The sequence below is a fragment of the Limosilactobacillus sp. genome (assembly GCF_041859915.1).
In the GTDB taxonomy this organism is placed as follows: Bacteria; Bacillota; Bacilli; order Lactobacillales; family Lactobacillaceae; genus Limosilactobacillus.
Genome location: NZ_JBFLGB010000003.1, coordinates 1 through 25,389, shown reverse-complemented (window position 1 = coordinate 25,389; position 25,389 = coordinate 1). Strand labels below are relative to the sequence as shown.

The following is a 25,389-nucleotide window of genomic DNA, read 5'->3' as shown; positions in this document are numbered from 1 at the left end:
TTATGTTATGCTGGGTAACTGGTATTTATAAAATAAATAGACGGCTAGTAAGAAATGTATTTCTTACTAGCCGTCGTTTATTTTAAGCTTTAACGTGATTGTGAAGTTTTCTGACCAGTTTTATAACCGTCGGCCTGAATAATGTGTTCTTCATCAACCGGAGTATTGAAAAGTTCCTCATCGCGCCCCCGAGCACATTCTGCTTGAAGGGTAATGTGACAGATGCCATATTTTTCACGCAAAATCTTTTCAACTTGAGTATAAATCTTTTCAACTTGGCTGAGTAGCAAGTCTTGGCAATTAAGGTGGGCAGAGAAAATGATCCGGTGTTCGTCAATCATCCAAGCGTGAACATGGTGAACATCTATTACTCCGGGGACTTTTTTGATGTCGCTAGCAATGCTTTCGTAATCGAGATCTGGTGCTGATTGCATTAAAATTTTGACGGTTTGATTAATGATTGGCCAAGCTTCGTAAGCAATGTAAAGGGCCACAGCAATCGTTAAGAACGGGTCTAACCAGGGAATGTTGACAAAGGTTAAGATTACTCCACCGATGATTACCGCTACCGATGAGAGTGCATCAGAAAGCACGTGAAGATAGGTAGCTTTGACGTTCAGGCTATCGTGACTGCCGGCGTGCAGCAAAAGAGCGGAGGCAAGGTTAGCCAACAGCCCAATGATAGCTACTATCATCATTACCCCACCATTAATGTGCTGGGGATGATCAAGCCGTTGGATGGCTTCACCAATCAGGAAAATGGCAATGATAACCAGTAAAAGACTATTAGTAAGTGCTGATAGGATTTCTGCACGTCGGTATCCGTAAGTTCGTTGACGGGTTTCGGGATGACAGCCAATATGCTGAGCAAAGTAACCTAGAACAATTGAGAAAGAATCACCCATGTTGTGGAAGGCATCTGACAAAAGGGCCAAGCTCCCGGAAATCAATCCTCCAATAATTTCGACAACGGTGATTAAAACATTGAGTAAGGTAACCGCCAGAAAACGTTTACCGGTTATCTTTTCTTCCATAAAATTGGTCGCTCCTTAGTTATGAATTGCAATTGTTTGCCTAACCGGACTATAATTATTAATTGTTACTCGGTAAAAGTTAGGGTTTCCAAATTACTCTTTCATGATATGCTATAATAATTTTATATTCAACTGAGTGATTGAGACTATTATTTTCGTGACCGTTCGAAGGCCAGATTCTTACTTAGAGGTGAATTAGTATTGACTCCAATGAAGGAAGACTACCTGAAAATCATTTTCGAACTTGGCGGCAGTTACAAGAAGGTTTCTAATAAGGATATTTCCTTAGGATTGGGAATTGCAGCTGGTTCTGTTACTGAAATGGTTTCCAAGTTGGCGGATGAAGGACTGGTCGTCCACGAACCGTATGCGGGAATTACACTAACTAAAAAGGGCCAGCGTTATGCAGCTGAGCTTGTTCGTAAACACCGCCTGTGGGAAGCTTTCTTGGTGGATAAACTCAATTATAACTTTGCGGATGTTCATCCGGAAGCTGAAGTCCTTGAGCACCAGACGAGCGATCGTCTAGCTACGGCTTTAGATGATTTCCTTCACCATCCCAAAACCTGTCCTCATGGTGGGGTAATTCCAGCAGCTAATGGTCATTTTCCCGATGTTAGCCACCGTTTGCTTGCTGACGCCAAAGATGGCGAGAAAGTAGAGCTAGAACGTTTTCTGGATAACCATGAGCTCTTGACCTATTTAGAGGAGCTTGACCTTCGTCCTCAGGATAAGGTAATGGTTGTTCGTCATGAACCGTTTGAAGGCCCCATTGTGATTACCAAAGTAGGAGAAAAAACACCAATTAATGTTTCTTACAAAGCAGCTCACAATATTTTTATTAATGAGAAATAGTTTGCGGTTAGCCCGGTAAGCAATAATTTTGTTTACCGGGCAATTTTCTTTGCTAAAATACACTTATAAACAAACCTTACTGAGGGAAGTGGAAAAATAGTGTTAACCAAGAAGCGACGACGCTTGGCATTGCGAACTTGTTCTCTAGCTGGACGATTACTAGTGGAAAATGGATCGAACATGGATCGGGTTAATGACACTCTCCATCGAATGGCTAATAGTGCAGGATTAGAGGACTTTCAAGCCTTTACTACCGTGACCGGAATGGTGTTAGGAGCAAATAAAATGCCTAATGCGATTGTAATGGATATTCGGCGACGTAAAAATGATTTGAGTAAGGTGACGGCCGTTAATGAAATTTCCCGGGAAATGGCCCAGGGCTTGGTTACCTTACCAGAAGCCTACGCTCAGTTACAGTGGGTCGATCGTCAGGGCCCTTACAAGTATCAAAACCTAATTGAAGCTCTGGCAGCGGCAATTTTAAGTTTGGCCTTGATGATTGTCTTTACTGGTGATTACCAAGACTGCTGGGCTGGCTTTATCGATGGTGGTGTTAGTTATGCCGTTTTTTCTTATATGATTCGTAAATTTAAAATTCAATACTTAGGTGAATTTTGTTCTTCTTTAGTAATTGGTTTTTTAGCTGTCCTGCTGGTAAAACTCGGTTGGGCACAGAATGTTAACGACATTATCATTGGAGCAGTGATGCCGTTGGTTCCGGGAATTCCGTTAACTAATGCCGCACGCGACCTGGTTTCGGGTAACCTGATCAGTGGACCAACTCGCGGAGTTGAAGCCACGTTAACGGCCGTGGCTATTGGAAGTGCAATCGTGATCGTCTTGCACTTTGCTTAGGGGGCGGGATAATGCATTATTGGTTAAATTTATCACTTCAGTTTATTCTTTCCTATATTTCAACCATTTGCTTTGGAATTTTACTCCATATTCCTGTCCGTGCATATAACGTTGCGGGTATTATTGGTGGTGGAGTATGGGTGGTTTATTGGATTATGTACGACCAAAAGGGGATTGGTTTGTCGTTTAGCAACTTAGCGGCGGCGGTTTTAATTGCTGTCTGTAGTCGCTTTGCCGCCCAACACAAGAAAATGCCCGCAATTGTTTTTGAAGTACCGGCCTTAGTCCCATTTGTACCTGGTGGTCAGGCTTATAAGATGGTGCGTAATTTTGCGATTGGTAATTATCACTTGGTGAATATATATTTTTATCAGGTAGTGGTGATTGTCGGGGCTATTACCCTTGGCTTTGGACTAGGAGAACTTTTGAACCGTATTATTCATTATCATCATTGGCAAATTATTAAAAGGACTCGATAATGTGGTATACTCAGTTGAAATCTAAAATAGGAGACTAAAATTAAAAATGTTTATTGAACGAGATCACTATCGATGGCGTCGCTTTGTCATCAGTGGCGGATTGTTTATTATTTTGATGTTGTTACTTAAATTTAATTCATCAGTTTTAACAATGATTGATGCCGTTTTACAGTCGCTTTTTACTGGCCAACATGTTGAAGGAGCTGGCTGGCTTCATGCTTTGATGACACTTTTGTCATTTCTGGCTAAACCGGGGATGGACATTTTATGGGCTTTAATCATCGCTGCTTGGCTGTGGATTAAGCGTTACCGGATTCCGGCATTATGGGCACTCGGTACCTTGTTTGGTGGCGATATTTTAGGAGAAATCTTCAAGCATATCGTTAAACGGGCTCGTCCAGCTCAACACTTAGCAGCTGATAATGGTTATAGTTTTCCGAGCGGTCACACCTTAGGAATCTTTTTAGTGGCGGCGATCTTATTGTTGATTGTTATTCCATTGCTTCGTAAACACTCGACCCGAACCATTTGTCAGATATTGATTGTCTTTGTCGTCTTTTTTGTGGCGGTTTCCCGGGTTTACCTGTATGCACATTGGCCTTTTGATACGATTGGGGCAATGCTGCTTGCTTACGCTTGGCTTCAATGTGCTGAGTGGTTGTATGTGGCTTGGGCACCACGTTTGCGTCGAGTAGCATTCTTGTCAGATTCTGAAATTTAAGAGGAAAGCGGCTGAGGAGGGATCCTTGGTCGCTATTTGCTATTATGATGATTACGACTAAAAGATTAATTATTCAACGAGCGGTTATTGGTGACGTACCAGGCTTGCGGACTCTGTTAGCTGATCAACGCTTATTGCGCCTTAGTCGTTTTACGATTTTGCCGACCTCACCAGCCATTGCAATGATGATTGAAACATTGCATCCCCTGGTTATTCGCCAACGAAACGCACCTAAACATATTATTGGTATGCTCACTTTGCAGCGCCGGGGAGAAAGAAAATGGGAATTAGGCTATCTCTTACAGGCCGCTTTATGGGGACATGGAATCATGACTGAGGCGGTAGCCGGGGTTGTTTCACAATTAAAAGCAGGAACGAGTTTAATTGCTTTTGTGGAGCCGCAAAACCGGGGATCGCAGTTGGTCCTTGAGAAAAATGACTTTCAACGTTACCGGGAAGATGCTTGGCAAATTTGTTATCGGTATGATCAAAAATAACTTGTGTTATAGGAAGATTAGAGTATAATTAGAATATAATGAAGAGGTTGCGTTGCTCATTAGTAACATTGGTTAGGTGAATAAGCACCATAGCCAACGCAAAAGGGAGTAATGCCGAAACGTAGCTAGTCTTATTGCTAAGCTGAGTTGGGTCATCGCCTAAAAGGTGGTGAACTGTCGCAAGTACTGCGGGGCGCTTCCAAATAGATTCAAATATTGGGTCTTTTAATGGGGTTCCCCGTTAGAAGGCTTTTAATTTAACTATTTTGGAGGAATGAGTTTATGGCAGATAGTACGGATCATTCGACCGGTCATATTAAGCGATCTCTAAAGACTCGCCATTTGTCAATGATTGCCCTAGGGGGGACCATTGGGACCGGTCTTTTTATTACTAGTGGTGAGGCAATTTCCACTGCTGGGCCAGGTGGAGCCCTGGTGGCCTATGTTGTGATGGGCTTCATGGTTTACTTTCTGATGACTAGTCTAGGAGAAATGGCTACCTATATGCCGGTGACTGGTTCTTTTTCTGCCTATTCGACGAAGTTTGTTGATCCTGCCCTTGGCTTTGCGATGGGCTGGAATTATTGGTTAAACTGGGCGGTTACGATCCCTGTGGATGCAACGACGGCCGGAATCATTATGAATTATTGGTTACCCAATGTTCCGCAATGGATTTTTAGTGTGACCGTTCTAATCCTGATTTTTGTAATCAATTACCTTTCCGTCCGTTCTTATGGTGAAACAGAATATTGGTTGGCATTAGTTAAAATTGTTACCGTGATTATCTTCCTAATCATCGGTGTTGCCATTATCTTAGGAATTATGGGTGGCCATGCGGTTGGCTTAAGTAATTTCCATTATAAGAAAGCACCGTTTGTTGGCGGAGTTCCATCAATCATTAGTGTTTTCCTGATTGCTGGATTCTCCTTCCAAGGGACTGAGTTAGTCGGAATCACCGCTGGTGAAGCTAGTGATCCTGAGCATTCCGTTTCTAAAGCAATTCATTCAACTTTTTGGCGAATCCTAATCTTCTATATTTGTACAATTTTCATTATTGCATGCATTTTGCCATATACAGACAAAAATTTGTTGAACCAAAACGTTTCGAACGTTACGATGAGTCCGTTTACAATTATCTTTAAGCGGGCTGGCTTGGCAATTGCTGCTAGTATCATGAACGCTGTTATTTTGACGGCGGTAATTTCTTCAGCTAATTCAGGACTGTATGCTTCAACACGAATGCTCTTTTCTCAAGCACGTGAAGGCTTTGCTTGGCGCTTCTTGGGGTACGTTAACAAGCGAGGGATTCCAATTTATGCTTTAATAGGAACGATGTTTGTTTCTACATTGATTTATTTGACTCAATTTATTGGACCGCAAGCTTATAATTATTTGATTAGTGCTTCCGGTTTATGTGGCTTTATTGCTTGGCTAGGAATTGCCGTCTCACATTGGCGCTTCCGGCGGGCTTACGTTACTCAGGGCCGTGACCTTGGCGATCTTAAGTATCGTTCATCTTTCTTCCCGTTTGGACCGATCTTTGCTTTCATCGTTTGCTTCATTGTCATTTGTGGACAGAATGTGAATGCCTTTATCAAGTTGGATTGGCAAAATATTGCTATTTCCTACATGAGTGTACCAATCTTCCTGATCTTGTTTATTTACTACAAGGTTCGGTACAAGACGCATGTGATTCCACTTGACCAAGTAGACCTTTCACATGGTACCAAGGGTGAAAAGTATGTACCAGATGATGAGAATAAATAATTATTAACCACAAAATATGGCCGCTTATTAGTGGCCATTTTGGTTTTAAATGGTAAAATGGTAGGCGTGCATTTTGAAAATAAGACTAGAATGAAGAAGGGATAGTTACTAAATGATTGCTTTAGCAGGAACAATCGGAGCCGGAAAAACCAGTTTGACTCGGCTCTTAGCCAACCATCTAAATAGCCAAGCCTTTTATGAATCCGTTGACGACAACAAAATTTTGCCGCTCTTTTATAAGAATCCCAAGAAGTATGGCTTCTTATTACAAGTTTATTTTTTAAATAAGCGTTTGGATGAAATCAAAGCTTCTTATGGTAATGATTTAAATGTTTTAGATCGTTCAATTTTTGAGGACGCTTTGCTGTTTAAGCTTAATGCTGATATGGGACGGGCAACGGAGACTGAATCAAATATTTACTCTTCGTTGTTGCATAATATGATGGAAGAATTACCTGATCAGCTTCATCAAAAGACTCCTAATCTGTTAATTACGATTCAGGTATCGTTTAAGACAATGCTGCGGCGAATCAAAAAACGTGGTCGTTCTTATGAACAAATTACCAATGATCCGTCACTCTATTCTTATTACAAGAATCTTAATGAACGATATGCGACTTGGTATCAAAACTATGATCAAAGTCCTAAAATATTAATTGATGGTGATAAGTATGACTTTGTGGAAAATCCAACAGCTGCTCACAAGGTTTTACAAATGATTGACCATAAACTAGCAGAATTGAATTTAAAATAATATTTGACAAAGCATTACTAACGGTGTTATATTGATTAAGTTGATTTGTTTCAACTTAATTATTTGGAGGATTAGCTCAGTTGGGAGAGCATCTGCCTTACAAGCAGGAGGTCACAGGTTCGAGCCCTGTATCCTCCATATGCGGATGTGGCGGAACTGGCAGACGCGCAAGATTTAGGATCTTGTATCTTTTGATGTAAGGGTTCAAATCCCTTCATCCGCATTCAGCTTTTTCAAAGAAGCTGTTGACAATTCTGTTAATCACGTGTATAGTTTATAACTGTTGATACGGAATGTGTCAAGAACTTAATATGCGGAAGTAGTTCAGTGGTAGAACATCACCTTGCCATGGTGGGGGTCGCGGGTTCGAATCCCGTCTTCCGCTCTTATGCACCCATAGCGCAATTGGATAGAGTGTCTGACTACGAATCAGAAGGTTGAAGGTTCGACTCCTTCTGGGTGCATTGTCAAGCGTGACAGTTATCTCGTGGAGATGGGTGTGACGCTTATTTTTTTCGGAAATTAGCTCAGCTTGGTAGAGCGCTGCGTTCGGGACGCAGAGGTCGCAAGTTCGAATCTTGTATTTCCGATCACCTGAAGCTACTATCTGGAAGATTATTCTAGGTAGTGGCTTTTTTGTATATTGATACAAAGAGGGAGGTGCCTTATGCGTAAAATTATTTTAGTAGTGGCTACTATTTTTGCTGGCCTAATGATCTCAGTTAATGTTAACGCGGATCAATTTCCCAATGCATCACCGTTCAATTCATCTGCGGAATCTAGTACGGAAACAGAACTTAACATTGATACAAATAATGGTCGTGCGTCTCACCATTATGAAATTCCGCAAAATACACCAGTCCCACTAGAAGGAATTCGGTGGCCAAGTCAACGAGTTACGATTTGTTTGCAAACGGATGATCCCAAGATTCGACAGGCTTTTCAGGATGCAGTTAAGCGTTGGAATGCGACAAAGGCGATTCACTTTGTTTGGATAAAGGATCCCAAGCAAGCTCAGGTGGTCGCTCAAGATGGGGACCTATCGGATAATACTCATCCAGCAACGGTTGGCTATGTGACCTCACAGTTAGGTTCCACTGAAACTAAATTTAATCCTGATACTAATACTTTGATTAAGGCCACCTCGACTCTTGACCCGACACAGCTTGATTATACTAATCGTCAATTTCGTAGTGAAGTTGCTCAACACGAACTCGGCCATTCAATTGGCCTTGCTCATGCACCGACTTATGAACATAGTGTAATGATTCCCCGAAATATTAGGACTGGAATTACAAAGAACGATGTTGAGAGTGTTAGAATGTTATACCATCATGATTAGTTATTACTAAGCATTAGTAAGCAATTGTGACATTTTGCGCAATATTCTAGGAAAAGTTTAGTAAAAAACGTCAAAATTTTTTAAATTGGTTGTATAAGCTGAATCCGCACCCTAATAACAATCGTTAGTAATTACACAAAATTGGTCTGGAAACGGTGTCAAAATAGTTGGAAAATTCACTTTAAATTCCTTAACCAATCTGGTAATATTAACAATGTGAAATGTATAACATGTTGATGAAAAGGAGACTTTACCTTATGAAAGCTGCTGTTATTAATGATCCAGTAGACGGATTTGTTACTGTTAAGGATGTTAAACTTCGTGACCTTAAGCCGGGCGAAGCATTGGTTGACATGGAATATTGTGGCCTTTGCCACACTGATCTTCATGTTGCAGCTGGTGACTTTGGTAAGAAGCCTGGTCGGATTATCGGTCATGAAGGTGTTGGCCGTGTATCTAAGGTTGCTCCTGGCGTTACTTCTTTGAAGGTTGGTGATCGAGTATCAATCGCTTGGTTCTTCAAGGGCTGTGGCCATTGTGAATACTGCTTAACTGGTCGTGAAACACTTTGCCGCCACGTTCTGAACGCTGGATACACTGTTGATGGTGCGATGGCTGAGCAATGTATCGTTCCAGCCGATTATGCAGTTAAGGTTCCTGAAGGCCTGGACCCAGTTGAAGCTACTTCACTGACTTGTGCTGGTGTTACTATGTACAAGGCTTTGAAGGTTGCTGATATTAAGCCTGGTCAATGGGTATCAATTGTTGGTGCCGGTGGCCTTGGTAACCTTGGTGTTCAATTTGCTCATAACGTCTTTGGTGCTCACGTTATCGCCGTTGATGGTAATCCTGACAAGTTGGAAGCTGCTAAGGAAAATGGTGCCGAAATTTGCATCAACCGTCATGATGGTAATGTTGATGAACAGATTCAAAAGAAGGTCGGCGGGGTTCATGCCGCAGTTGTTACTGCTGTTACTACTTCTGCCTTTGATCAAGCCGTTGACTCACTACGCCCAGATGGTAAGTTAGTTGCTGTTGCTCTGCCACAGGGTGATATGAAGTTGAATATTGCTAAGACGGTATTGGATGGAATTATCGTTGCCGGTTCCTTAGTTGGTACTCGTCAAGACTTAGCTGAATGCTTCCAATTCGGTGCTGAAGGTAAGGTTCACCCAATTGTTCACACTCGTAAGCTGAGTGAAATCAACGATATGATTCAAGAATTGAAAGATAATAAGGTTGTTGGCCGGAACGTTGTCGATTTCAGCCTGGACTAATTAATAATTGATTTTAATAAATAATAAAGAGGTTGGATGATCCAACCTCTTTATTATTTATATATAAGATAACTTACTACTCGTCTCCGTCTCCAAAGGCATTATTAAAGCAAAATTAGTTAAAATATGGTAAAATATTGGTCAGAATTAGTCAAACAACGGAGGGTGATGGAATGGAAAACAGGAGTATTTCGGATATTATTGAAGACTACCTCAAAGGAATCTTTGGTGACAATACTCAAATTGAAATCCGCCGTTCAGAAATTGCTGATCATTTTAATGTGGTTCCATCACAAATTAACTACGTGATTAAAACTAGGTTTACCATTCAAAATGGTTACCTGGTTCAAAGCAAGCGTGGTGGCGGTGGCTACATTCGCATTGAGCGAGTTAATTTACTTGACGACGTGGATGTGTTAGACTCACTGGTCCAAGCAATTGGTGATTCGGTTCGTGAACGGGATGCATTTGACATTGTTCAAACGCTTTATAACGAAGGCGTGATTTCGCAGCGTGAGGGTGACCTAATGCTAGTAGCCTTATCTAAACAAACGCTTTCGTTAAATAATGCTAATTTGGAAAATAAGCTACGTGCACGAATATTAGTTTCGTTTCTCAATCGGCTACGCTATGAAAGTTAGAGGATGATTGTTAATGGATAACATGTTTACACCAAGCGCCAAACACGTGTTGGCAATCGCACATGAACAGGCAAAATACTTTAAACACCAAGCAGTCGGAACTGAGCACTTGCTATTAGCCCTTTCCATGGATAAGGACGGGATCGCTAGCAAGATTTTTGAACAGTTTTCAATTACCAGTGACGATATTCGTGAAGAAATTGAACGACTTATTGGTTATGGGACGATGGATGACCTTGGCCCGGCAGACTATTTACCATACTCACCCAAGGCTAAACAGGTGTTATCCTTAGCTGGTCGGGAAGCTCAGCAGTTGCATACTCCCAAGATTGGGACTGAGCATTTGCTGCTAGCTTTAATTGCTGATGATGGAGTCTTGTCGTCACGAATCTTGTATAGCCTCGATGTTTTGCCGCGTCAGGTTCGTAAGGTAACGCTACGGCGCCTAGGTATTGCGGAAAGTCAGGTTCGCCAACGTGCTAATCAACAGAGAAGTCAAGCTGCTGGTGGAACTCCAACATTGGATAAGTTAGCACGGGATATGACGAAGATGGCTCGTGAGCACAAGCTTGACCCGGTGGTTGGCCGTAGCAAGGAAATTAAACGGGTTGTCCAAATTCTTAGTCGACGAACGAAGAATAACCCAGTCCTAATTGGTGAACCCGGAGTTGGTAAAACTGCCATTGCGGAAGGACTGGCTCAACGGATGGTTGCCGGTACCGTTCCAGAAGAACTGGCTGATAAAAGGTTAATGGTTCTTGACATGGGTTCATTAGTTGCTGGGACTAAGTACCGTGGCGAATTTGAAAATCGGTTGAAAAAGGTAATTGAAGAGATTCAAAATGATGGTCACGTTATTCTTTTCATTGATGAACTACATACGCTGATTGGTGCTGGTGGTGCTGAAGGGGCAATTGATGCTTCAAACATTTTGAAGCCAGCATTGGCACGTGGCGACTTACAGACCATTGGGGCAACGACTCTGGATGAATATCAAAAATATATTGAATCTGATGCGGCCCTAGAGCGGCGTTTTGCTACTGTCCAGGTAGATGAACCGACACCGAAAGCTACTTTAGCAATCTTAAAGGGGCTTCGACCAAAGTATGAGGAACACCATCACGTTAAAATTACGGACGAAGCCTTGGAACAGGCGGTCAAGCTCTCTAACCGTTACATCACGGATCGTTTCCTGCCCGATAAGGCAATTGACCTAATGGATGAGTCAGCAGCAATGGTCCGTGTTGATGCTGAAGAAAAAGCCGATCGTAAACCATCCTTAGAGGATAAACTGACCAAGTTGCGTTCTCAAAAAGAGGCGGCAATTGAAAATCAGGACTTTGACCGGGCTGCCAAATTACGACAAGACGAATTAACGATGAAGTCCAAATTAGATCGTCAGACTAAGCGGTCTGTCCAAGCTGATCAACAGGGTTACCAGCTAAAGGTTAGTGGGGAAGATGTTGCTAAAGTCGTTTCAGAATGGACAGGAGTACCATTGACCCAGCTGAAAAAGAGCGAGAGCGAACGACTTGTTAATCTGGAACGTGTTTTGCACCGACGAGTTATTGGCCAGAATGAAGCCGTCAGCGCGGTGGCCAAGGCTATTCGGCGGGCACGAAGTGGGCTGAAAGATCCTAACCGACCGATTGGTTCTTTTATGTTCTTAGGTCCGACTGGGGTTGGTAAGACCGAATTGGCAAAGGCTTTAGCTGAAGCCATGTTTGGTTCCGAAGATAATATGATTAGGATTGATATGTCCGAATATATGGAGAAATACAGTACTAGTCGTTTAATTGGGGCAGCCCCAGGCTATGTTGGCTATGATGAAGGTGGCCAGCTGACGGAAAAGGTTCGTCAACACCCATATTCCGTAGTTCTGCTGGATGAAGCGGAAAAGGCCCATCCTGATGTCTTTAATCTCTTATTACAGGTACTAGATGATGGGTACTTGACCGATGCTAAGGGACGTAAGATTGATTTTCGTAATACCATTATTATTATGACTTCTAACCTCGGAGCAACCCAACTGCAAGATGAAAAGACGGTTGGCTTTGGTGCTAAGAATATCAATCAAGACTACAATGCGATGGCGGCGGCTATTAAGCAACAATTAAAGCTTCATTTCCGGCCTGAATTTTTGAACCGAATTGATGAGACAATCATTTTCCATTCTCTTAATAAGAAGGAATTACACCAAATTGTTAAGCTGATGGCTAATAAACTGAATACTCGAATTGCCAGCCAAGGAATTAATTTGAAGATTACTCCCGCAGCAATCGACGAAATCGCTAAGTTAGGTTACAATCCAGCTTATGGGGCTCGGCCACTGCGACGGGCTCTCCAGGATCACGTTGAGGATAGCCTTAGTACTGCCTTGTTAGATGGCCAAATTAAGGCTGGCGATGACGTCACGATTGGGTGTCACCGTGGTCAACTGACGATGAAAGTTAAACAACCAACGGCTGACCGGCCGGTTTTAGTTAAGTTAAGTAAATAGTAAAACTACGTTAATGAAGACTAGCAGGTAATTTAACCGCTAGCCTTTTTAATTTTCAATTTTGTGAAAACGTTGTCAAGAAATCGAGGCTGGTCTTATAATATTGATAGTGTAATTTTTAAGGAGGGCATTAAATAAATGCAACGGACGGAACGGCTTGAAAAGACACGGCAAGCAATTTTACGTACGGCTACCCGGCTTTTCTTGCAAAAAGGCTTTGGGCAGACATCAACTAGGGACATTGCTAAAGAGATCGGGATTACTCAACCGGCTCTTTACCATCATTTCAGTGATAAGGAAGTTTTGTTTCTGGAAGTAATGACCCGTTTCTCGGCTAAGGTACGCCGAGATATCGATAAAGCGTTGCGTAAACATGCATTGTCACCTGAAGATCAGTTATATGAGATTGTAAAAGCTCTCAAGCGCCATCATCCCATTAGTATTTATGAGCAATATAGTCAGGCTATGCGCCTATTATCGAAGAACGCCCAGCGTAAGTTCAATATGATCTTTATGATGGATTATCTTCAGCCAATCAGTGATTATTTTAAACAGCCACGGGTTAATTTACGGGCTGATCTTTTACCGCGGGAAGCTGCTGAATTATTTTTAGCTAGCTTAACGCCAATTTTTGGTACTTACCAATTAATTGGGGGGCACGCAATTAATGGTGAACAACGTAGTAAGTTGATCTTAGATTGCATCATTAATGGTTTATGTCACCCTTCTGCAAATTGAGTGGGGTTAATTGTTGACAATTAAAAGACATAACGATATACTTTAAGAGTATGTAATTTGTGAGTTCATTTGAACGTGATGATCTATTGTCCACCATGTTCTGTAATAAAACCAAAGACAGTTAACGAACTGTTTTTGGATTTTTTTTGCTCAAAAGTTGGATTTTGGTGTAATTGTAATCAAAATGTAACATTTGAAAATGACTCACCCAACAAATTAGAGAGGTGAACAGTTTGGCCGGACATTTAGTAAAATACGGTAAGCACCGTACCCGTCGTAGCTACTCCCGGATTAAGGAAGTTCTCGAGTTGCCTAACCTGATTGAAATTCAGACTGATTCTTATAATTGGTTCATGGATAAAGGGTTACGGGAAATGTTTAATGACATTATGCCGATTGACGACTTTCAGGGTAAGCTTTCTTTGGAATTCGTTGATTATCAACTTTTGGAACCAAAGTACACGATTGATGAAGCACGTGAACACGATGCAAACTACTCTGCACCACTACACGTTACCTTACGATTAACTAACCATGAAACTGGTGAAATTAAATCCCAAGACGTTTTCTTTGGTGACTTTCCACTGATGACTGACCAGGGGACCTTTATTATTAATGGTGCTGAACGGGTAATCGTTTCACAATTAGTTCGTTCACCAGGTGTCTATTATAATGAAGAAACCGATAAGAATGGTCGGCCAAGTTATGGTGCTACCTTTATTCCTAACCGTGGTGCTTGGCTGGACTACGAAACTGATGCTAAGAATATTTCCTATGTACGAATTGACCGGACACGGAAATTACCAATGACCGAATTAGTTCGGGCATTAGGCTTCGGTTCTGATGACGAAATTATTGATATGTTCGGTGGTGACAGTGAAACCCTATCACTAACCTTGGATAAGGATGTGCACAAGAATGCCGAGGATTCTCGGGTCGAGGAAGCCTTAAAGGACATTTATGAACGACTGCGTCCAGGTGAACCGAAGACTGCTGATTCTGCGCGAAACCTGTTAACAGCACGGTTCTTTGATCCTAAGCGCTATGACATGGCACCAGTTGGCCGTTACAAGACAAATAAGAAACTGATGCTAAAGTACCGTTTGCTTGGTGAAACCTTGGCGGAAACCTTGGCAGATCCTGATACTGGTGAAGTATTGGTTCAAAAGGGTGAAACGGTTACCAAGGAAATTCTGAAGAAGTTGGAGCCATACCTGGATCGTGATGACTTTAAGATGGTTACCTATACACCATCTGATGAAGCGGTTGTAACTGATCCTGTGAAGCTGCAAAAAGTTCTGGTTTACTCTAAGGAAGATCCAACCCGGGTTGTGCCAATTATTGGTAATGGTCATATTCCATTGGCCCACAAGCATATTACACCGGCTGACATTTTAGCTTCCTTGAACTACTTCTTTAACCTACAAGAAGGAATTGGCTTTACTGATGATATTGACCACTTAGGTAACCGGCGAATTCGTTCCGTAGGTGAACTGTTACAAAATCAGTTCCGGATTGGTTTAGCACGGATGGAACGGGTAGTTCGTGAACGGATGTCAATTCAAGATCCTGACACCGTTACGCCACAACAGTTGATTAATATTCGGCCAGTGGTTGCTGCTATTAAGGAATTCTTTGGTTCCTCTCAGCTTTCCCAATTCATGGACCAAACCAATCCATTGGGTGAATTAACTCATAAGCGTCGTCTATCTGCCCTTGGTCCTGGTGGCTTAACTCGTGACCGGGCTGGCTATGAAGTGCGGGATGTTCACTATACCCACTATGGTCGGATGTGCCCAATTGAAACGCCAGAAGGTCCAAACATTGGTTTAATTAACAGTTTGGCTTCCTATGCCCGTGTTAATAAGTATGGCTTTATTGAAACACCATACCGGCGCGTTTCCTGGAAGACCCATAAAGTTACTAACAAGATTGATTACTTGACGGCCGACGAAGAAGATAACTTTGTGATTGCCCAAGCCAACTCACCATTAAAGGATGATGGCTCATTCGTCGATGATCAAGTTATGGCTCGTGACAAGGATGAATACGTTGAAACAAGTGTTGAAAACGTCGACTACATGGACGTTTCACCAAAACAAGTTGTCTCCGTCGCTTCCGCATGTATTCCATTCCTTGAAAACGATGACTCTAACCGTGCTCTGATGGGTGCCAACATGCAGCGGCAGGCGGTTCCTTTAATCAACCCACATGCACCACTGGTAAGTACTGGGATTGATTATAAGGCTGCACATGACTCTGGGGTTGCCATGATTGCCAAGAAGCCCGGAACGGTTGAATATGTTGATGCTCGTGAAATTCGGGTTCGTGAAGATGATGGCAGTCTTGATACTTACAAGTTGATGAAATTTAACCGTTCTAATAATGGGATGAATTACAATCAACGGCCAATCGTTAAGGTTAATGAACATGTTGATACTGGTGACATCATTGCAGATGGACCATCAATGGAACAGGGTGAATTAGCACTTGGCCAAAACCCATTAATTGCTTTCATGACCTGGCAAGGTTATAACTTCGAAGATGCCATTGCCATTAGTGAGCGACTGGTTAAGGATGACGTTTACACTTCGATTCACATTGAATCATACGAATCTGAAGCCCGTGAAACAAAATTAGGGCCGGAAGAAATGACTCGTGAGATTCCTAATGTTGGTGAAGATGCTTTGAAGGACCTTGACGAAAACGGAATTGTTCGGATTGGTGCCGAAGTACATGATGGCGATATCCTGGTTGGTAAGGTCACACCAAAGGGAATGACTGAACTGTCTGCTGAAGAACGGCTACTACATGCTATCTTTGGTGAAAAATCACGTGAAGTTCGTGACACCTCATTGCGGGTTCCTCACGGTGGTGGTGGAATCATCCAAGATGTTAAGGTCTTCACTCGTGAAAACGGTGATGAATTGTCCCCCGGTGTTAACACGATGGTTCGGGTTTACATTGCTCAAAAACGGAAGATTCAAGTCGGCGACAAGATGTCTGGTCGTCACGGTAACAAGGGGACCGTTTCTATCGTAATTCCTGAAGAAGATATGCCGTATATGCCAGATGGAACACCAATCGACATCATGCTTAGTCCAATGGGTGTGCCATCACGGATGAACATTGGGCAGCTGCTTGAATTACACCTTGGAATGGCTGCCAAACGGCTCGGTATTCACATGGCAACGCCAGTCTTTGATGGTGCTAATGACAAGGACGTTTGGAATGCTGTTCGTGAATCCGGATTCCCTGAAGATGGTAAGACGATCCTTTACGATGGACGTACTGGTGAACCATTTGAAAACCGAATTGCCGTTGGTTCAATGCACTATCTGAAGTTGGCGCACATGGTTGATGATAAGATTCACGCTCGTTCCACTGGTCCTTACTCTCTGGTTACGCAACAGCCACTGGGTGGGAAAGCCCAATTTGGTGGTCAGCGGTTCGGTGAAATGGAAGTTTGGGCCCTTGAAGCTTACGGGGCTGCCTACACTTTGCAAGAAATCCTGACCTACAAGTCTGATGATACCGTTGGACGGGTTCGGACTTATGATGCCATTATTAATGGTCAACCAATTCCAAAGCCGGGTGTTCCAGAATCATTCCGGGTTCTGGTTAAGGAATTACAGGCTCTTGGCTTGGATATGAAGGTCTTGGACGCCAACCACAAGGAAATTCAACTTAAGAACATGGATGAAGATGACTCTGAAGTCGTCAGCGTTGATGCCTTAGCCAAGTATGCTGAGCAGCATAATGCTGATAACAAGAAAAAGAATTCTGCTTCAAAGGCCTCATCTGCATCAAAGACTGAAGATAAGACAAAGTAAGCAATCATTCTTCAACCGAGATTTACTGAAATAAGGAGGAACATCCTTTGATTGATGTCAATAAATTTGAAAGTATGCAGATCGGTCTGGCTTCCCCAGATAAGATCCGTAGTTGGTCGTATGGTGAAGTCAAAAAGCCAGAGACGATTAATTACCGTACCTTAAAGCCGGAAAAGCAGGGCCTGTTTGATGAACGAATCTTTGGCCCAACTAAGGACTACGAGTGTGCTTGTGGTAAGTACAAGCGTATTCGTTACAAGGGTCGAATTTGTGACCGTTGTGGGGTCGAAGTTACTAGTTCTAAAGTTCGTCGTGAGCGGATGGGTCATATTGAACTAGCTGCTCCCGTTTCTCATATCTGGTACTTTAAGGGAATTCCAAGCCGGATGGGCCTGGTCTTGGACATGAGTCCTCGTTCCCTAGAAGAAGTAATCTACTTTGCATCATACGTTGTACTTGATCCTGGTGACACCCCACTGGAAAAGAAGCAACTATTATCCGAAGCAGATTATCGTGCTAAGAAGCAAGAATATGGTAACCGGTTTAAGGCTGAAATGGGTGCGGCAGCGGTTAAGAAACTGTTGGCCGACGTTGACTTGCAAAAGGAAGCCAACGAACTGAAAGACGTACTAAAGGAAGCTACTGGTCAGAAGCGAACACGAGCTATTCGGCGGTTGGATATTCTAGAAGCCTTTATCAAGTCTGGTAACAAGCCAGAATGGATGGTTATGGATGTCATTCCGGTAATGCCACCTGATCTTCGGCCAATGGTTCAACTTGAAGGTGGTCGTTTTGCAACCTCTGATTTGAACGACCTTTACCGGCGGGTCATTAACCGGAACAATCGTTTGAAGCGGTTGCTAAAGCTTCAAGCTCCGGGAATCATCGTTCAAAATGAAAAGCGGATGCTGCAGGAAGCCGTTGATGCCCTGATCGATAATGGTCGGCGTGGTCGTCCAGTTACGGGTCCTGGTAACCGTCCACTAAAGTCCTTATCTCATCTGTTAAAGGGTAAGCAAGGACGATTCCGTCAAAACCTATTAGGTAAGCGGGTTGACTATTCCGGTCGTTCTGTTATCGATGTTGGTCCATCTCTGAAGATGAACCAGATGGGCTTACCGGTTCCAATGGCTCTGGAACTCTTCAAGCCATTCATTATGCATGAACTGGTTAAGCGGGGCCTGTCTGCAAATGTTAAGGCCGCTAAACGCAAGATTGACCGACGTGACGACGATGTCTTCGATGTTCTAGAAGATGTTATTAAGGAACACCCGGTATTACTAAACCGGGCACCTACCTTGCACCGGTTAGGTATTCAGGCCTTTGAACCAATTCTGGTTTCTGGGAAATCGATGCGGTTGCACCCATTAGTATGTACCGCCTATAATGCCGACTTTGATGGTGACCAGATGGCCATCCACGTGCCATTGTCTGATGAAGCCCAGGCTGAAGCTCGTTTGCTGATGCTAGCAGCTCACCACATCTTGAGTCCACGGGATGGTGAACCAATCGTGGCGCCATCTCAGGATATGGTTATTGGTAACTACTACATGACCACTGAAGATAAGGGCCGTGAAGGCGAAGGTATGATCTTTAAGGATACCAATGAAGCCGAAATGGCTTACCGAAACAACTATGTTTCTCTGCAAACGCGGGTTGGTGTTCAGGTTTCTTCGTTCCCTGACAAGCCATTTACGGATGAACAGCGGGGTAAGATCATGATGACCTCCGTTGGTAAGCTGATCTTCAACCGGATTATGCCAAAGGACTTCCCATACATCAATGAGCCGACGGATGCTAATATCCATGAAGGGGTTGCTGACAAGTTCTTCTTGGACCCTGGCGAAGACGTCCATGCTTACTTGGAGAATGCACCACTGGTTCCACCATTCAAGAAGGGCTTCTTGTCCGACATCATCGCTGAAGTTTACAAGAAGTACAAGGTTACAAAGACCTCTCAATTCTTGGACCGGATGAAGGACCTTGGTTATTATGAATCCACTATTTCTGGATTAACCACTGCCATGTCCGATATTCATGACCTACCTGAAAAACCTGAAATCATTAAGAAGGCACGGAAGCAGGTGGCACTGATCACTAAGCAATTCCGGCGTGGTCTGATTACTGATGACGAACGGTATGAACGGGTTATCGGCGCATGGAACGATGCCAAGGATGAAGTCCAGAATAAACTGATTGAGCACATGGATATCCACAACCCAATCAACATGATGTCTGACTCTGGTGCTCGTGGTAACATTTCTAACTTTACCCAGCTAGCCGGAATGCGTGGTTTGATGGCCGCACCAAACGGCAAGATTATGGAATTGCCTGTCCTGTCTAACTTCTATGAAGGTCTGTCTATCCTGGAAATGTTCCTGTCTTCACACGGTGCACGTAAAGGAATGACTGATACTGCTTTGAAGACTGCCAACTCAGGTTACCTGACTCGGCGTTTGGTTGACGTGGCTCAGGACGTTGTCGTTCGTGAAAAGGATTGTGGCACTGACCGTGGTCTAGAAGTTACTGCCATTACTAACGGTAATGAAATGATTGAACCACTCTATGATCGGATTATGGGCCGGTACACCATGAAGTCCGTCTTTGATCCAAAGACTGGTAAGAAGATCGTTGGTAAGAATGTCTTGATCGATGAAAACATGGCTCACAAGATCGTTGATGCAGGTGTGAAGAAGGTAACGATTCGTTCTGCCTTTACTTGCAACACGGAGCACGGTGTTTGTGAACGTTGTTATGGTCGAAATGCTGCTACTGGTGACCGTGTTGAAATGGGTGAAGCTGTAGGTACAGTTGCTGCCCAGTCCATTGGTGAACCAGGTACTCAGCTAACTCTACGGAACTTCCACACTGGTGGTGTTGCCGGCAACGAAGATATCACCCAAGGTCTTCCACGTGTTCAGGAAATTGTTGAAGCACGTAATCCTAAAGGACGTGCAACTATTTCTGAAGTCACTGGTGAAGTTGAATCGATTGAAGAAAACCCAGCTGAGCGAACTAAAGACGTGACAGTTAAAGGTGAAACTGACACCCGGACTTACACGCTGCCGATTACAGCTCGGATGCGGGTTGCAGAAGGTGACTTTATTCACCGTGGGACTGCTCTAAATGAAGGTTCCATTGATCCAAAGGAACTGATCCAGGTTCGTGATGTTCTGTCTACTGAAACTTATCTTTTGGCACAAATTCAGGGTGTTTACCGGATGCAGGGGATTGACCTGTTGGATAAGCACGTTGAGATTATGATTCGTCAGATGATGCGGAAGGTTCAAGTCATGGATCCAGGTGACACTGATTTACTGCCAGGTCAAAAGATGGATATCGGTCAATTCCGTGATGCCATTAAGAAGACCCTTTACGCTGGTGGTATTCCGGCAACGGCTCGCCCATTGATTCTTGGAATTACTAAGGCGGCTCTAGAAACTAATAGTTTCCTGTCTGCAGCTTCATTCCAGGAAACTACTCGTGTCCTGACCGATGCCGCTATTCGTGGAAAGAATGATCCGCTGGTTGGCTTGAAGGAAAATGTTATTATTGGTAAGATCATTCCTGCTGGTACTGGAATGGCAACCTACCGGAACATTAAGCCAAAGGAAGTTAGTGTTGCTGCTTACTCTATCAAAGACCTAGAGGCCAAGATGAAAGAGGAAGATAAGCAAAACTAAGCTTGTGGATAAATAAACTAAAGCGGCTGGTAAGAATGGCTTACCAGCCGCTTTTGGTGCATAAGTGAGGTGTTTGTTTGAAAAAGTATCGAATTGAAATTCCTGTCTCGGCATTAAAGCAGGCTAACTTCAAAGCAGGTGATTGGCTAGCCTTGAGTGTTAACCATAAGCAAATGGACCTTCGACCAGTCCGGGTGATTGACCAGCTCCCTCAGATTAGCTTTTGGTGGTATGCTTTGCCAGCAACTATTATGATGGTTATTTTTTACTTGTTTGCTCGTTTTATTAATCATTCCCAGTTGATTCCGTTAACTGGTGATAACTATTCATTGGCTAATGGGGCAATGATCTTAGGGGTTATTTCGGGTTTGGTTACCTTTATGACGGTTTTTATTGTGGAAAAGGTACGAAAAACGGGGCCCGCTAAGAACTTTTATTGGCGTAGCCTGCCACCATTAGCCATTGCCTGTGGATTAATCATGCTGTTTTCCTTTTCGGCGGTATTTTGGTTATTGGGGCAAATGTTTAAAGATGCTAGTTTTGATATCTATACATCAACATTTTTTGCCTTTGTGATTATTGCTGGGGTAAATTATATTATGATTAACCTAGCAATGACGTTGACTTCAGGCGTGGTTACTAACCTGTTGACAATTATGATTATCGGTGGAATGCTTTTTTCGATGTTGACTAATTCATCACGGGATTGGTGGAAACACAATTTTAGTTTTCTCGGGACCGCTAAGAATTCTACTAACTTACAATTCAACATTACTTTGATTTTTTCTGGTTTGTTAATGATGGTATTAGTTGACTATCTATTTGTTAATCTTCAGAAAAAGTACCGGGGGAAGCGGGTCTTAGTGTTACGTTGGTTACTATATGCTTTATCAGCCTGTATTGCTTGTATTGGCCTTTTTCCGAATGATCCTCGGTTTCATATTCTCCATGACCGGATCTCGATGTGGTTAGTCTATATCATGCTAATTATGATTGGGCTAATTCGCTGGATTTTGCCAGAGGTCACCCGTCAATTCCTGGTGCTTTCTTATATTATTGGCTGTTTGATGGGACTAGGCTATATTTTCTTTAAGCTTAGTGATTATTTGTCTTTGACAGGTTTTGAATTACTCGAATTTGGATTAGCTTTTTCTTGGCTGCTTCTATTACTGCAGAACATTGAAAACTTAGCTCGTTTTGGACACGATCTCTTCTTGGTAACGATTGTACCGGATGATCAGTGGAAGGAAAAAGAATAAACGAATAAAACCACCTCATTGTTTTTATATTGAGGTGGTTTTTGTTATCTATTGAAAAAAATAAAAATTAAAATAGTGGCAAAGCAAAGGGCTGGTAAAAACGGGAGTCGTCGAGTCGAAGCTACTTTGAACCATAGAAGGGTGAATAAGCAGGCGATTAATAATATTACGATTCCCCAATACCATCCGAAAACGATAAAAGTAATGGTGAGAAACATTACGTCACCGCTCCCCATGGCGTGATAATAGTAAGTGGGAATGCTAATAATTATTAAGAAGATTAGACTTAATATTAATTCGCTTTTTTCTGGCCAATGCCAATTAGGAATAAGGAAAAATAAGGGGCTTAGTCCTAGCAGACTGATCGGGTAAAGGCATTGATAGAGTCCATCAGTGGTGGTGATGAAAAGAAGCCCCATTAGCCAAGCCAGGATTAATAAGTCATGGTGTAACTGACCAGTGGCTAAAAGTGACATCCCCAAGCCGCAGCCAGCTTCGCTAAGGGGCCACCAATAATTAAGTGAATGATGACAATAACAGCAATGGCCACCCTGAATCAGGTAACCACCAATGGGAATGAGCTGCCACCAGGTGAGTAGATGGTGACAACTTTCGCAATAAGAGCGTCGTGGGTACCAAGGACGTTGCCCACAACCCAAACGGTAGGCGCAAAGATTAGTAAACGAAGCTAAACAGGCGGCTAGGACAAAAAATACTAATTGAACAAGCATATTAATTCCTCCTGTCTATTTAAGACGTTAAAATAATAGGAGAACATTAAATTAATTTAGCGAGCGTCCGTTGACATTTATTTTGGGACGTGATAACCTATTTAAGGTGCTTTTTAAGCAACGGAGTGTCTGTCGTTGGGCAGACTAATGCGTCAACGAAGGCACGATAATCTAATATCCATCCAGTCATTTTTTTATTCATCAAAAAGAACCGCCTGGATGTGTGGACTTAAATTAAGAAAGGGGAAAAATTATGCCAACCATTAACCAATTGGTACGCAAAGGCCGTAAGAGCCACAAGGGCAAGTCAAAGTCACCAGCTCTTGGTTATGTTTACAATACTTTTAAGAAGGAAGAAGTTCATACTCCATCACCACAAAAGCGTGGGGTTGCTACTCGTGTCGGCACAATGACTCCAAAGAAGCCAAACTCAGCTTTGCGGAAGTACGCCCGTGTTCGTCTTTCTAACCTGATTGAAGTTACTGCTTACATTCCTGGAATTGGTCACAACTTACAGGAACACTCAGTTGTTTTAATCCGTGGTGGTCGTGTAAAGGACCTTCCTGGGGTTCGTTACCACATCATCCGTGGTACTCTTGATACTGCCGGTGTGGAAGGCCGTATGCAAGGTCGTTCCAAGTACGGTGCCAAGAAGCCTAAGAAATAATTAAAGGAGGGGTAAATCAATGCCACGTAAAGGACATGTTGTAAAGCCAGAAGTATTGCCAGATCCAATTTACAACTCAAAGCTGGTTACTAGTCTGATCAACCACCTGATGATCGACGGTAAGCGGGGTACTGCTACTAAGATTCTGTACGCTGCTTTTGACCGCATCAAGGAACAAACCGGCAACGATCCAGTAGAAGTTTTCCAACAAGCTATGGACAACGTTGAACCAGTTCTGGAAGTTAAGGCACGCCGTATCGGTGGTTCCAACTACCAAGTTCCAATCGAAGTTCGTCCAGAACGTCGAGTAACGCTGGGCCTGCGTTGGATTGTTCAATACGCTCGTCTTCGTGGTGAACACACCATGGTTGAACGTCTGGCAGGCGAAATCATTGATGCATCCAACAACACTGGTGCTTCAATCAAGAAGAAGGAAGATACTCACCGCATGGCCGAAGCCAACCGTGCTTTTGCTCACTACCGGTGGTAAGCTTCATCAATTGTTGATAGCTGCTTAGCTGTCGACTATGATGTGAGGGGTGACGCAGATATTTAATCGAACGTCACCCCTTTTTCTAAAACTAATTTAAATTGATTTTTTTAACTGGAAGGAGAAAACTTTTAAGATGGCTAACAAACGTGAATACCCTCTTGAAAAGACCCGTAACATTGGGATCATGGCCCACATCGATGCTGGTAAGACCACGGCCACTGAACGGATTCTTTACTACACTGGTAAGATTCACAAGATTGGTGAAACCCATGATGGTGCTTCCCAAATGGACTGGATGGATGAAGAAAAGGAACGTGGTATCACGATCACGTCCGCTGCCACTACGGCCGTTTGGAAAGACTACCGTATCAACATCATCGACACCCCAGGTCACGTTGACTTCACTGTCGAAGTTGAACGTTCGCTGCGTGTTCTTGATGGTGCCGTAACGGTTTTGGACGCTCAAGCCGGTGTTGAACCACAAACCGAAACTGTTTGGCGTCAAGCTGACGACTTCGATGTTCCTCGAATCGTCTTTGCAAACAAGATGGACAAGATGGGTGCCGACTTTGACTACTCTGTTCAAACGATCAAGGACCGTCTGAACGTTACGCCACTGCCAATTCAAATGCCAATTGGTGCTGAAGATGACTTCATCGGTGTTATCGACCTGGTTAAGATGGTTGCCTACGTTTACGATGAAGATGCTGAAGGTAAGAACTGGGATACTGTTGAAATCCCTGCTGACCTGAAGGACGAAGCTGAATCTCGTCACGATGCACTGCTGGAAACGCTGGCTGACGTTGATGACAACATCATGGAAAAGTACCTTGGCGGTGAAGAACTTTCTGTTGAAGAAATCAAAGCTGCTATCCGTAAGGCTACTCTGTCTGAAGAGCTGTTCCCAGTTCTGGCAGGTTCGGCCTACAAGGATAAGGGTATCCAAATGATGCTGGACGCTGTTATCGACTACCTGCCATCTCCACTGGATGTTAAGCCATTCGAAGCAACTGATGAAAATGGTGAAAAGGTTGAATTGACTGCCGGTGACGACAAGCCATTTGCCGCTTTGGCATTTAAGATCGCTACTGACCCATTCGTTGGTCGTTTGACGTTCCTGCGTGTCTACACTGGTTCTCTGCAATCAGGTTCCTACGTTCTGAACGCAACCAAGGGCAAGCGTGAACGTGTTGGTCGTCTGCTGCAAATGCACTCCAACCAACAACACGAAATTCCAGAAGTGTTCTCTGGGGACATTGCTGC

Annotated in this window: 20 protein-coding genes, 5 tRNA genes and 1 riboswitch; of the genes, 23 read left to right on the top strand and 2 right to left on the bottom strand. The window is 43.2% G+C overall.

All coding sequences use genetic code 11. The features are described 5' to 3' along the window. Positions 1-89 precede the first annotated feature (89 nt). Positions 90-1,034 (bottom strand): cation diffusion facilitator family transporter, encoded by a 945-nt coding sequence (locus ACEYV4_RS01055; protein ID WP_373841589.1) that lies wholly within the window; start codon positions 1,032-1,034, stop codon positions 90-92. Positions 1,035-1,235: 201 nt separating this feature from the next. Here ACEYV4_RS01055 and ACEYV4_RS01050 point away from each other — a divergent pair, with 201 nt between their 5' ends. The 20 genes from ACEYV4_RS01050 to ACEYV4_RS00955 all read left to right on the top strand — a co-directional run bounded on the left by ACEYV4_RS01050 (position 1,236) and on the right by ACEYV4_RS00955 (position 22,235). Then, the gene (locus tag ACEYV4_RS01050; protein WP_373841588.1) at positions 1,236-1,889 is read left to right on the top strand and encodes a metal-dependent transcriptional regulator; all 654 of its coding nucleotides are present in this window, start codon (positions 1,236-1,238) and stop codon (positions 1,887-1,889) included. 99 nt (positions 1,890-1,988) lie between these two features. Then, complete coding sequence (locus ACEYV4_RS01045; protein WP_373841587.1) at positions 1,989-2,744, top strand: threonine/serine exporter family protein; 756 nt, start codon at positions 1,989-1,991, stop codon at positions 2,742-2,744. An 11-nt stretch (positions 2,745-2,755) separates the two neighbouring features. After that, positions 2,756-3,223, top strand: a complete 468-nt coding sequence (locus tag ACEYV4_RS01040) for a threonine/serine exporter family protein (RefSeq protein WP_373841586.1) — start codon at positions 2,756-2,758, stop codon at positions 3,221-3,223. 46 nt (positions 3,224-3,269) lie between these two features. Next, on the top strand, positions 3,270-3,944 hold the full coding sequence (locus tag ACEYV4_RS01035) for a phosphatase PAP2 family protein (RefSeq protein ID WP_373841585.1): 675 nt from the start codon (positions 3,270-3,272) through the stop codon (positions 3,942-3,944). Positions 3,945-3,988: 44 nt separating this feature from the next. Further along, on the top strand, positions 3,989-4,441 hold the full coding sequence (locus tag ACEYV4_RS01030; protein WP_373841584.1) for a GNAT family N-acetyltransferase: 453 nt from the start codon (positions 3,989-3,991) through the stop codon (positions 4,439-4,441). 33 nt (positions 4,442-4,474) lie between these two features. Continuing rightward, a riboswitch (Lysine riboswitch) is annotated at positions 4,475-4,648 on the top strand. 75 nt (positions 4,649-4,723) lie between these two features. Beyond that, positions 4,724-6,208, top strand: a complete 1,485-nt coding sequence (locus ACEYV4_RS01025) for an amino acid permease (protein WP_373841583.1) — start codon at positions 4,724-4,726, stop codon at positions 6,206-6,208. 112 nt (positions 6,209-6,320) lie between these two features. Then, positions 6,321-6,962, top strand: coding sequence for a deoxynucleoside kinase (locus ACEYV4_RS01020; protein ID WP_373841582.1), 642 nt, complete (start codon positions 6,321-6,323; stop codon positions 6,960-6,962). 65 nt (positions 6,963-7,027) lie between these two features. Next, a tRNA-Val gene (locus ACEYV4_RS01015) sits at positions 7,028-7,100 on the top strand. Between the two features lie 3 nt (positions 7,101-7,103). Further along, positions 7,104-7,185, top strand: a tRNA-Leu gene (locus ACEYV4_RS01010). 90 nt (positions 7,186-7,275) lie between these two features. Continuing rightward, a tRNA-Gly gene (locus ACEYV4_RS01005) sits at positions 7,276-7,347 on the top strand. 5 nt (positions 7,348-7,352) lie between these two features. After that, positions 7,353-7,426 (top strand) — tRNA-Arg (locus ACEYV4_RS01000). A gap of 52 nt (positions 7,427-7,478) precedes the next feature. After that, a tRNA-Pro gene (locus ACEYV4_RS00995) sits at positions 7,479-7,552 on the top strand. A 77-nt stretch (positions 7,553-7,629) separates the two neighbouring features. After that, positions 7,630-8,304, top strand: a complete 675-nt coding sequence (locus ACEYV4_RS00990; RefSeq protein WP_373841581.1) for a matrixin family metalloprotease — start codon at positions 7,630-7,632, stop codon at positions 8,302-8,304. Between the two features lie 257 nt (positions 8,305-8,561). After that, a complete protein-coding gene (gene adhP, locus ACEYV4_RS00985; RefSeq protein WP_373841580.1) occupies positions 8,562-9,581 on the top strand; it encodes an alcohol dehydrogenase AdhP in 1,020 nt (339 codons plus the stop codon). A 173-nt stretch (positions 9,582-9,754) separates the two neighbouring features. After that, complete coding sequence (locus tag ACEYV4_RS00980; protein WP_373841579.1) at positions 9,755-10,222, top strand: CtsR family transcriptional regulator; 468 nt, start codon at positions 9,755-9,757, stop codon at positions 10,220-10,222. 13 nt (positions 10,223-10,235) lie between these two features. Next, entirely contained in the window at positions 10,236-12,722 is a 2,487-nt protein-coding gene (locus ACEYV4_RS00975; protein WP_373841578.1) for an ATP-dependent Clp protease ATP-binding subunit, read from the top strand. A gap of 138 nt (positions 12,723-12,860) precedes the next feature. After that, positions 12,861-13,460: a TetR/AcrR family transcriptional regulator gene (locus ACEYV4_RS00970; RefSeq protein ID WP_373841577.1), complete on the top strand. Its 600-nt coding sequence runs from the start codon at positions 12,861-12,863 to the stop codon at positions 13,458-13,460. Between the two features lie 224 nt (positions 13,461-13,684). Further along, complete coding sequence (locus ACEYV4_RS00965; RefSeq protein ID WP_373841576.1) at positions 13,685-17,293, top strand: DNA-directed RNA polymerase subunit beta; 3,609 nt, start codon at positions 13,685-13,687, stop codon at positions 17,291-17,293. Between the two features lie 47 nt (positions 17,294-17,340). Further along, a complete protein-coding gene (rpoC, locus tag ACEYV4_RS00960) occupies positions 17,341-20,976 on the top strand; it encodes a DNA-directed RNA polymerase subunit beta' (RefSeq protein ID WP_373841575.1) in 3,636 nt (1,211 codons plus the stop codon). A gap of 77 nt (positions 20,977-21,053) precedes the next feature. Beyond that, complete coding sequence (locus ACEYV4_RS00955) at positions 21,054-22,235, top strand: DUF998 domain-containing protein (protein ID WP_373841574.1); 1,182 nt, start codon at positions 21,054-21,056, stop codon at positions 22,233-22,235. 44 nt (positions 22,236-22,279) lie between these two features. On the opposite strand, the gene ACEYV4_RS00950 is transcribed toward ACEYV4_RS00955, so the two are convergent. Continuing rightward, positions 22,280-22,966, bottom strand: a complete 687-nt coding sequence (locus ACEYV4_RS00950; RefSeq protein WP_373841573.1) for an A24 family peptidase — start codon at positions 22,964-22,966, stop codon at positions 22,280-22,282. Between the two features lie 253 nt (positions 22,967-23,219). On the opposite strand from ACEYV4_RS00950, the gene rpsL reads away from it, so the two are divergent. The 3 genes from rpsL to ACEYV4_RS00935 form a co-directional block, all read left to right on the top strand. After that, on the top strand, positions 23,220-23,633 hold the full coding sequence (gene rpsL / locus ACEYV4_RS00945; protein WP_373841572.1) for a 30S ribosomal protein S12: 414 nt from the start codon (positions 23,220-23,222) through the stop codon (positions 23,631-23,633). Between the two features lie 19 nt (positions 23,634-23,652). Beyond that, complete coding sequence (gene rpsG / locus ACEYV4_RS00940) at positions 23,653-24,123, top strand: 30S ribosomal protein S7 (RefSeq protein ID WP_006500626.1); 471 nt, start codon at positions 23,653-23,655, stop codon at positions 24,121-24,123. Positions 24,124-24,259: 136 nt separating this feature from the next. Further along, a partial coding sequence (locus ACEYV4_RS00935) for an elongation factor G (protein ID WP_373841571.1) occupies positions 24,260-25,389 on the top strand: 1,130 nt, incomplete at its 3' end.

What these genes read in the sequence shown, in the direction of transcription:
- ACEYV4_RS01035 (WP_373841585.1), top strand. Translation starts at nt 3,270, where the DNA reads ATGTTTATTGAACGAGATCACTATCGATGGCGTCGCTTTGTCATCAGT.
- rpsL (WP_373841572.1), top strand. Translation starts at nt 23,220, where the DNA reads ATGCCAACCATTAACCAATTGGTACGCAAAGGCCGTAAGAGCCACAAG.
- ACEYV4_RS00975 (WP_373841578.1), top strand. Translation starts at nt 10,236, where the DNA reads ATGGATAACATGTTTACACCAAGCGCCAAACACGTGTTGGCAATCGCA.
- ACEYV4_RS00990 (WP_373841581.1), top strand. Translation starts at nt 7,630, where the DNA reads ATGCGTAAAATTATTTTAGTAGTGGCTACTATTTTTGCTGGCCTAATG.
- adhP (WP_373841580.1), top strand. Translation starts at nt 8,562, where the DNA reads ATGAAAGCTGCTGTTATTAATGATCCAGTAGACGGATTTGTTACTGTT.
- ACEYV4_RS00950 (WP_373841573.1), bottom strand. Translation starts at nt 22,966, where the DNA reads ATGCTTGTTCAATTAGTATTTTTTGTCCTAGCCGCCTGTTTAGCTTCG.
- ACEYV4_RS01030 (WP_373841584.1), top strand. Translation starts at nt 3,989, where the DNA reads ATGATGATTACGACTAAAAGATTAATTATTCAACGAGCGGTTATTGGT.
- ACEYV4_RS00980 (WP_373841579.1), top strand. Translation starts at nt 9,755, where the DNA reads ATGGAAAACAGGAGTATTTCGGATATTATTGAAGACTACCTCAAAGGA.
- ACEYV4_RS01040 (WP_373841586.1), top strand. Translation starts at nt 2,756, where the DNA reads ATGCATTATTGGTTAAATTTATCACTTCAGTTTATTCTTTCCTATATT.
- ACEYV4_RS00970 (WP_373841577.1), top strand. Translation starts at nt 12,861, where the DNA reads ATGCAACGGACGGAACGGCTTGAAAAGACACGGCAAGCAATTTTACGT.
- ACEYV4_RS01020 (WP_373841582.1), top strand. Translation starts at nt 6,321, where the DNA reads ATGATTGCTTTAGCAGGAACAATCGGAGCCGGAAAAACCAGTTTGACT.
- rpsG (WP_006500626.1), top strand. Translation starts at nt 23,653, where the DNA reads ATGCCACGTAAAGGACATGTTGTAAAGCCAGAAGTATTGCCAGATCCA.
- ACEYV4_RS01055 (WP_373841589.1), bottom strand. Translation starts at nt 1,034, where the DNA reads ATGGAAGAAAAGATAACCGGTAAACGTTTTCTGGCGGTTACCTTACTC.
- ACEYV4_RS01025 (WP_373841583.1), top strand. Translation starts at nt 4,724, where the DNA reads ATGGCAGATAGTACGGATCATTCGACCGGTCATATTAAGCGATCTCTA.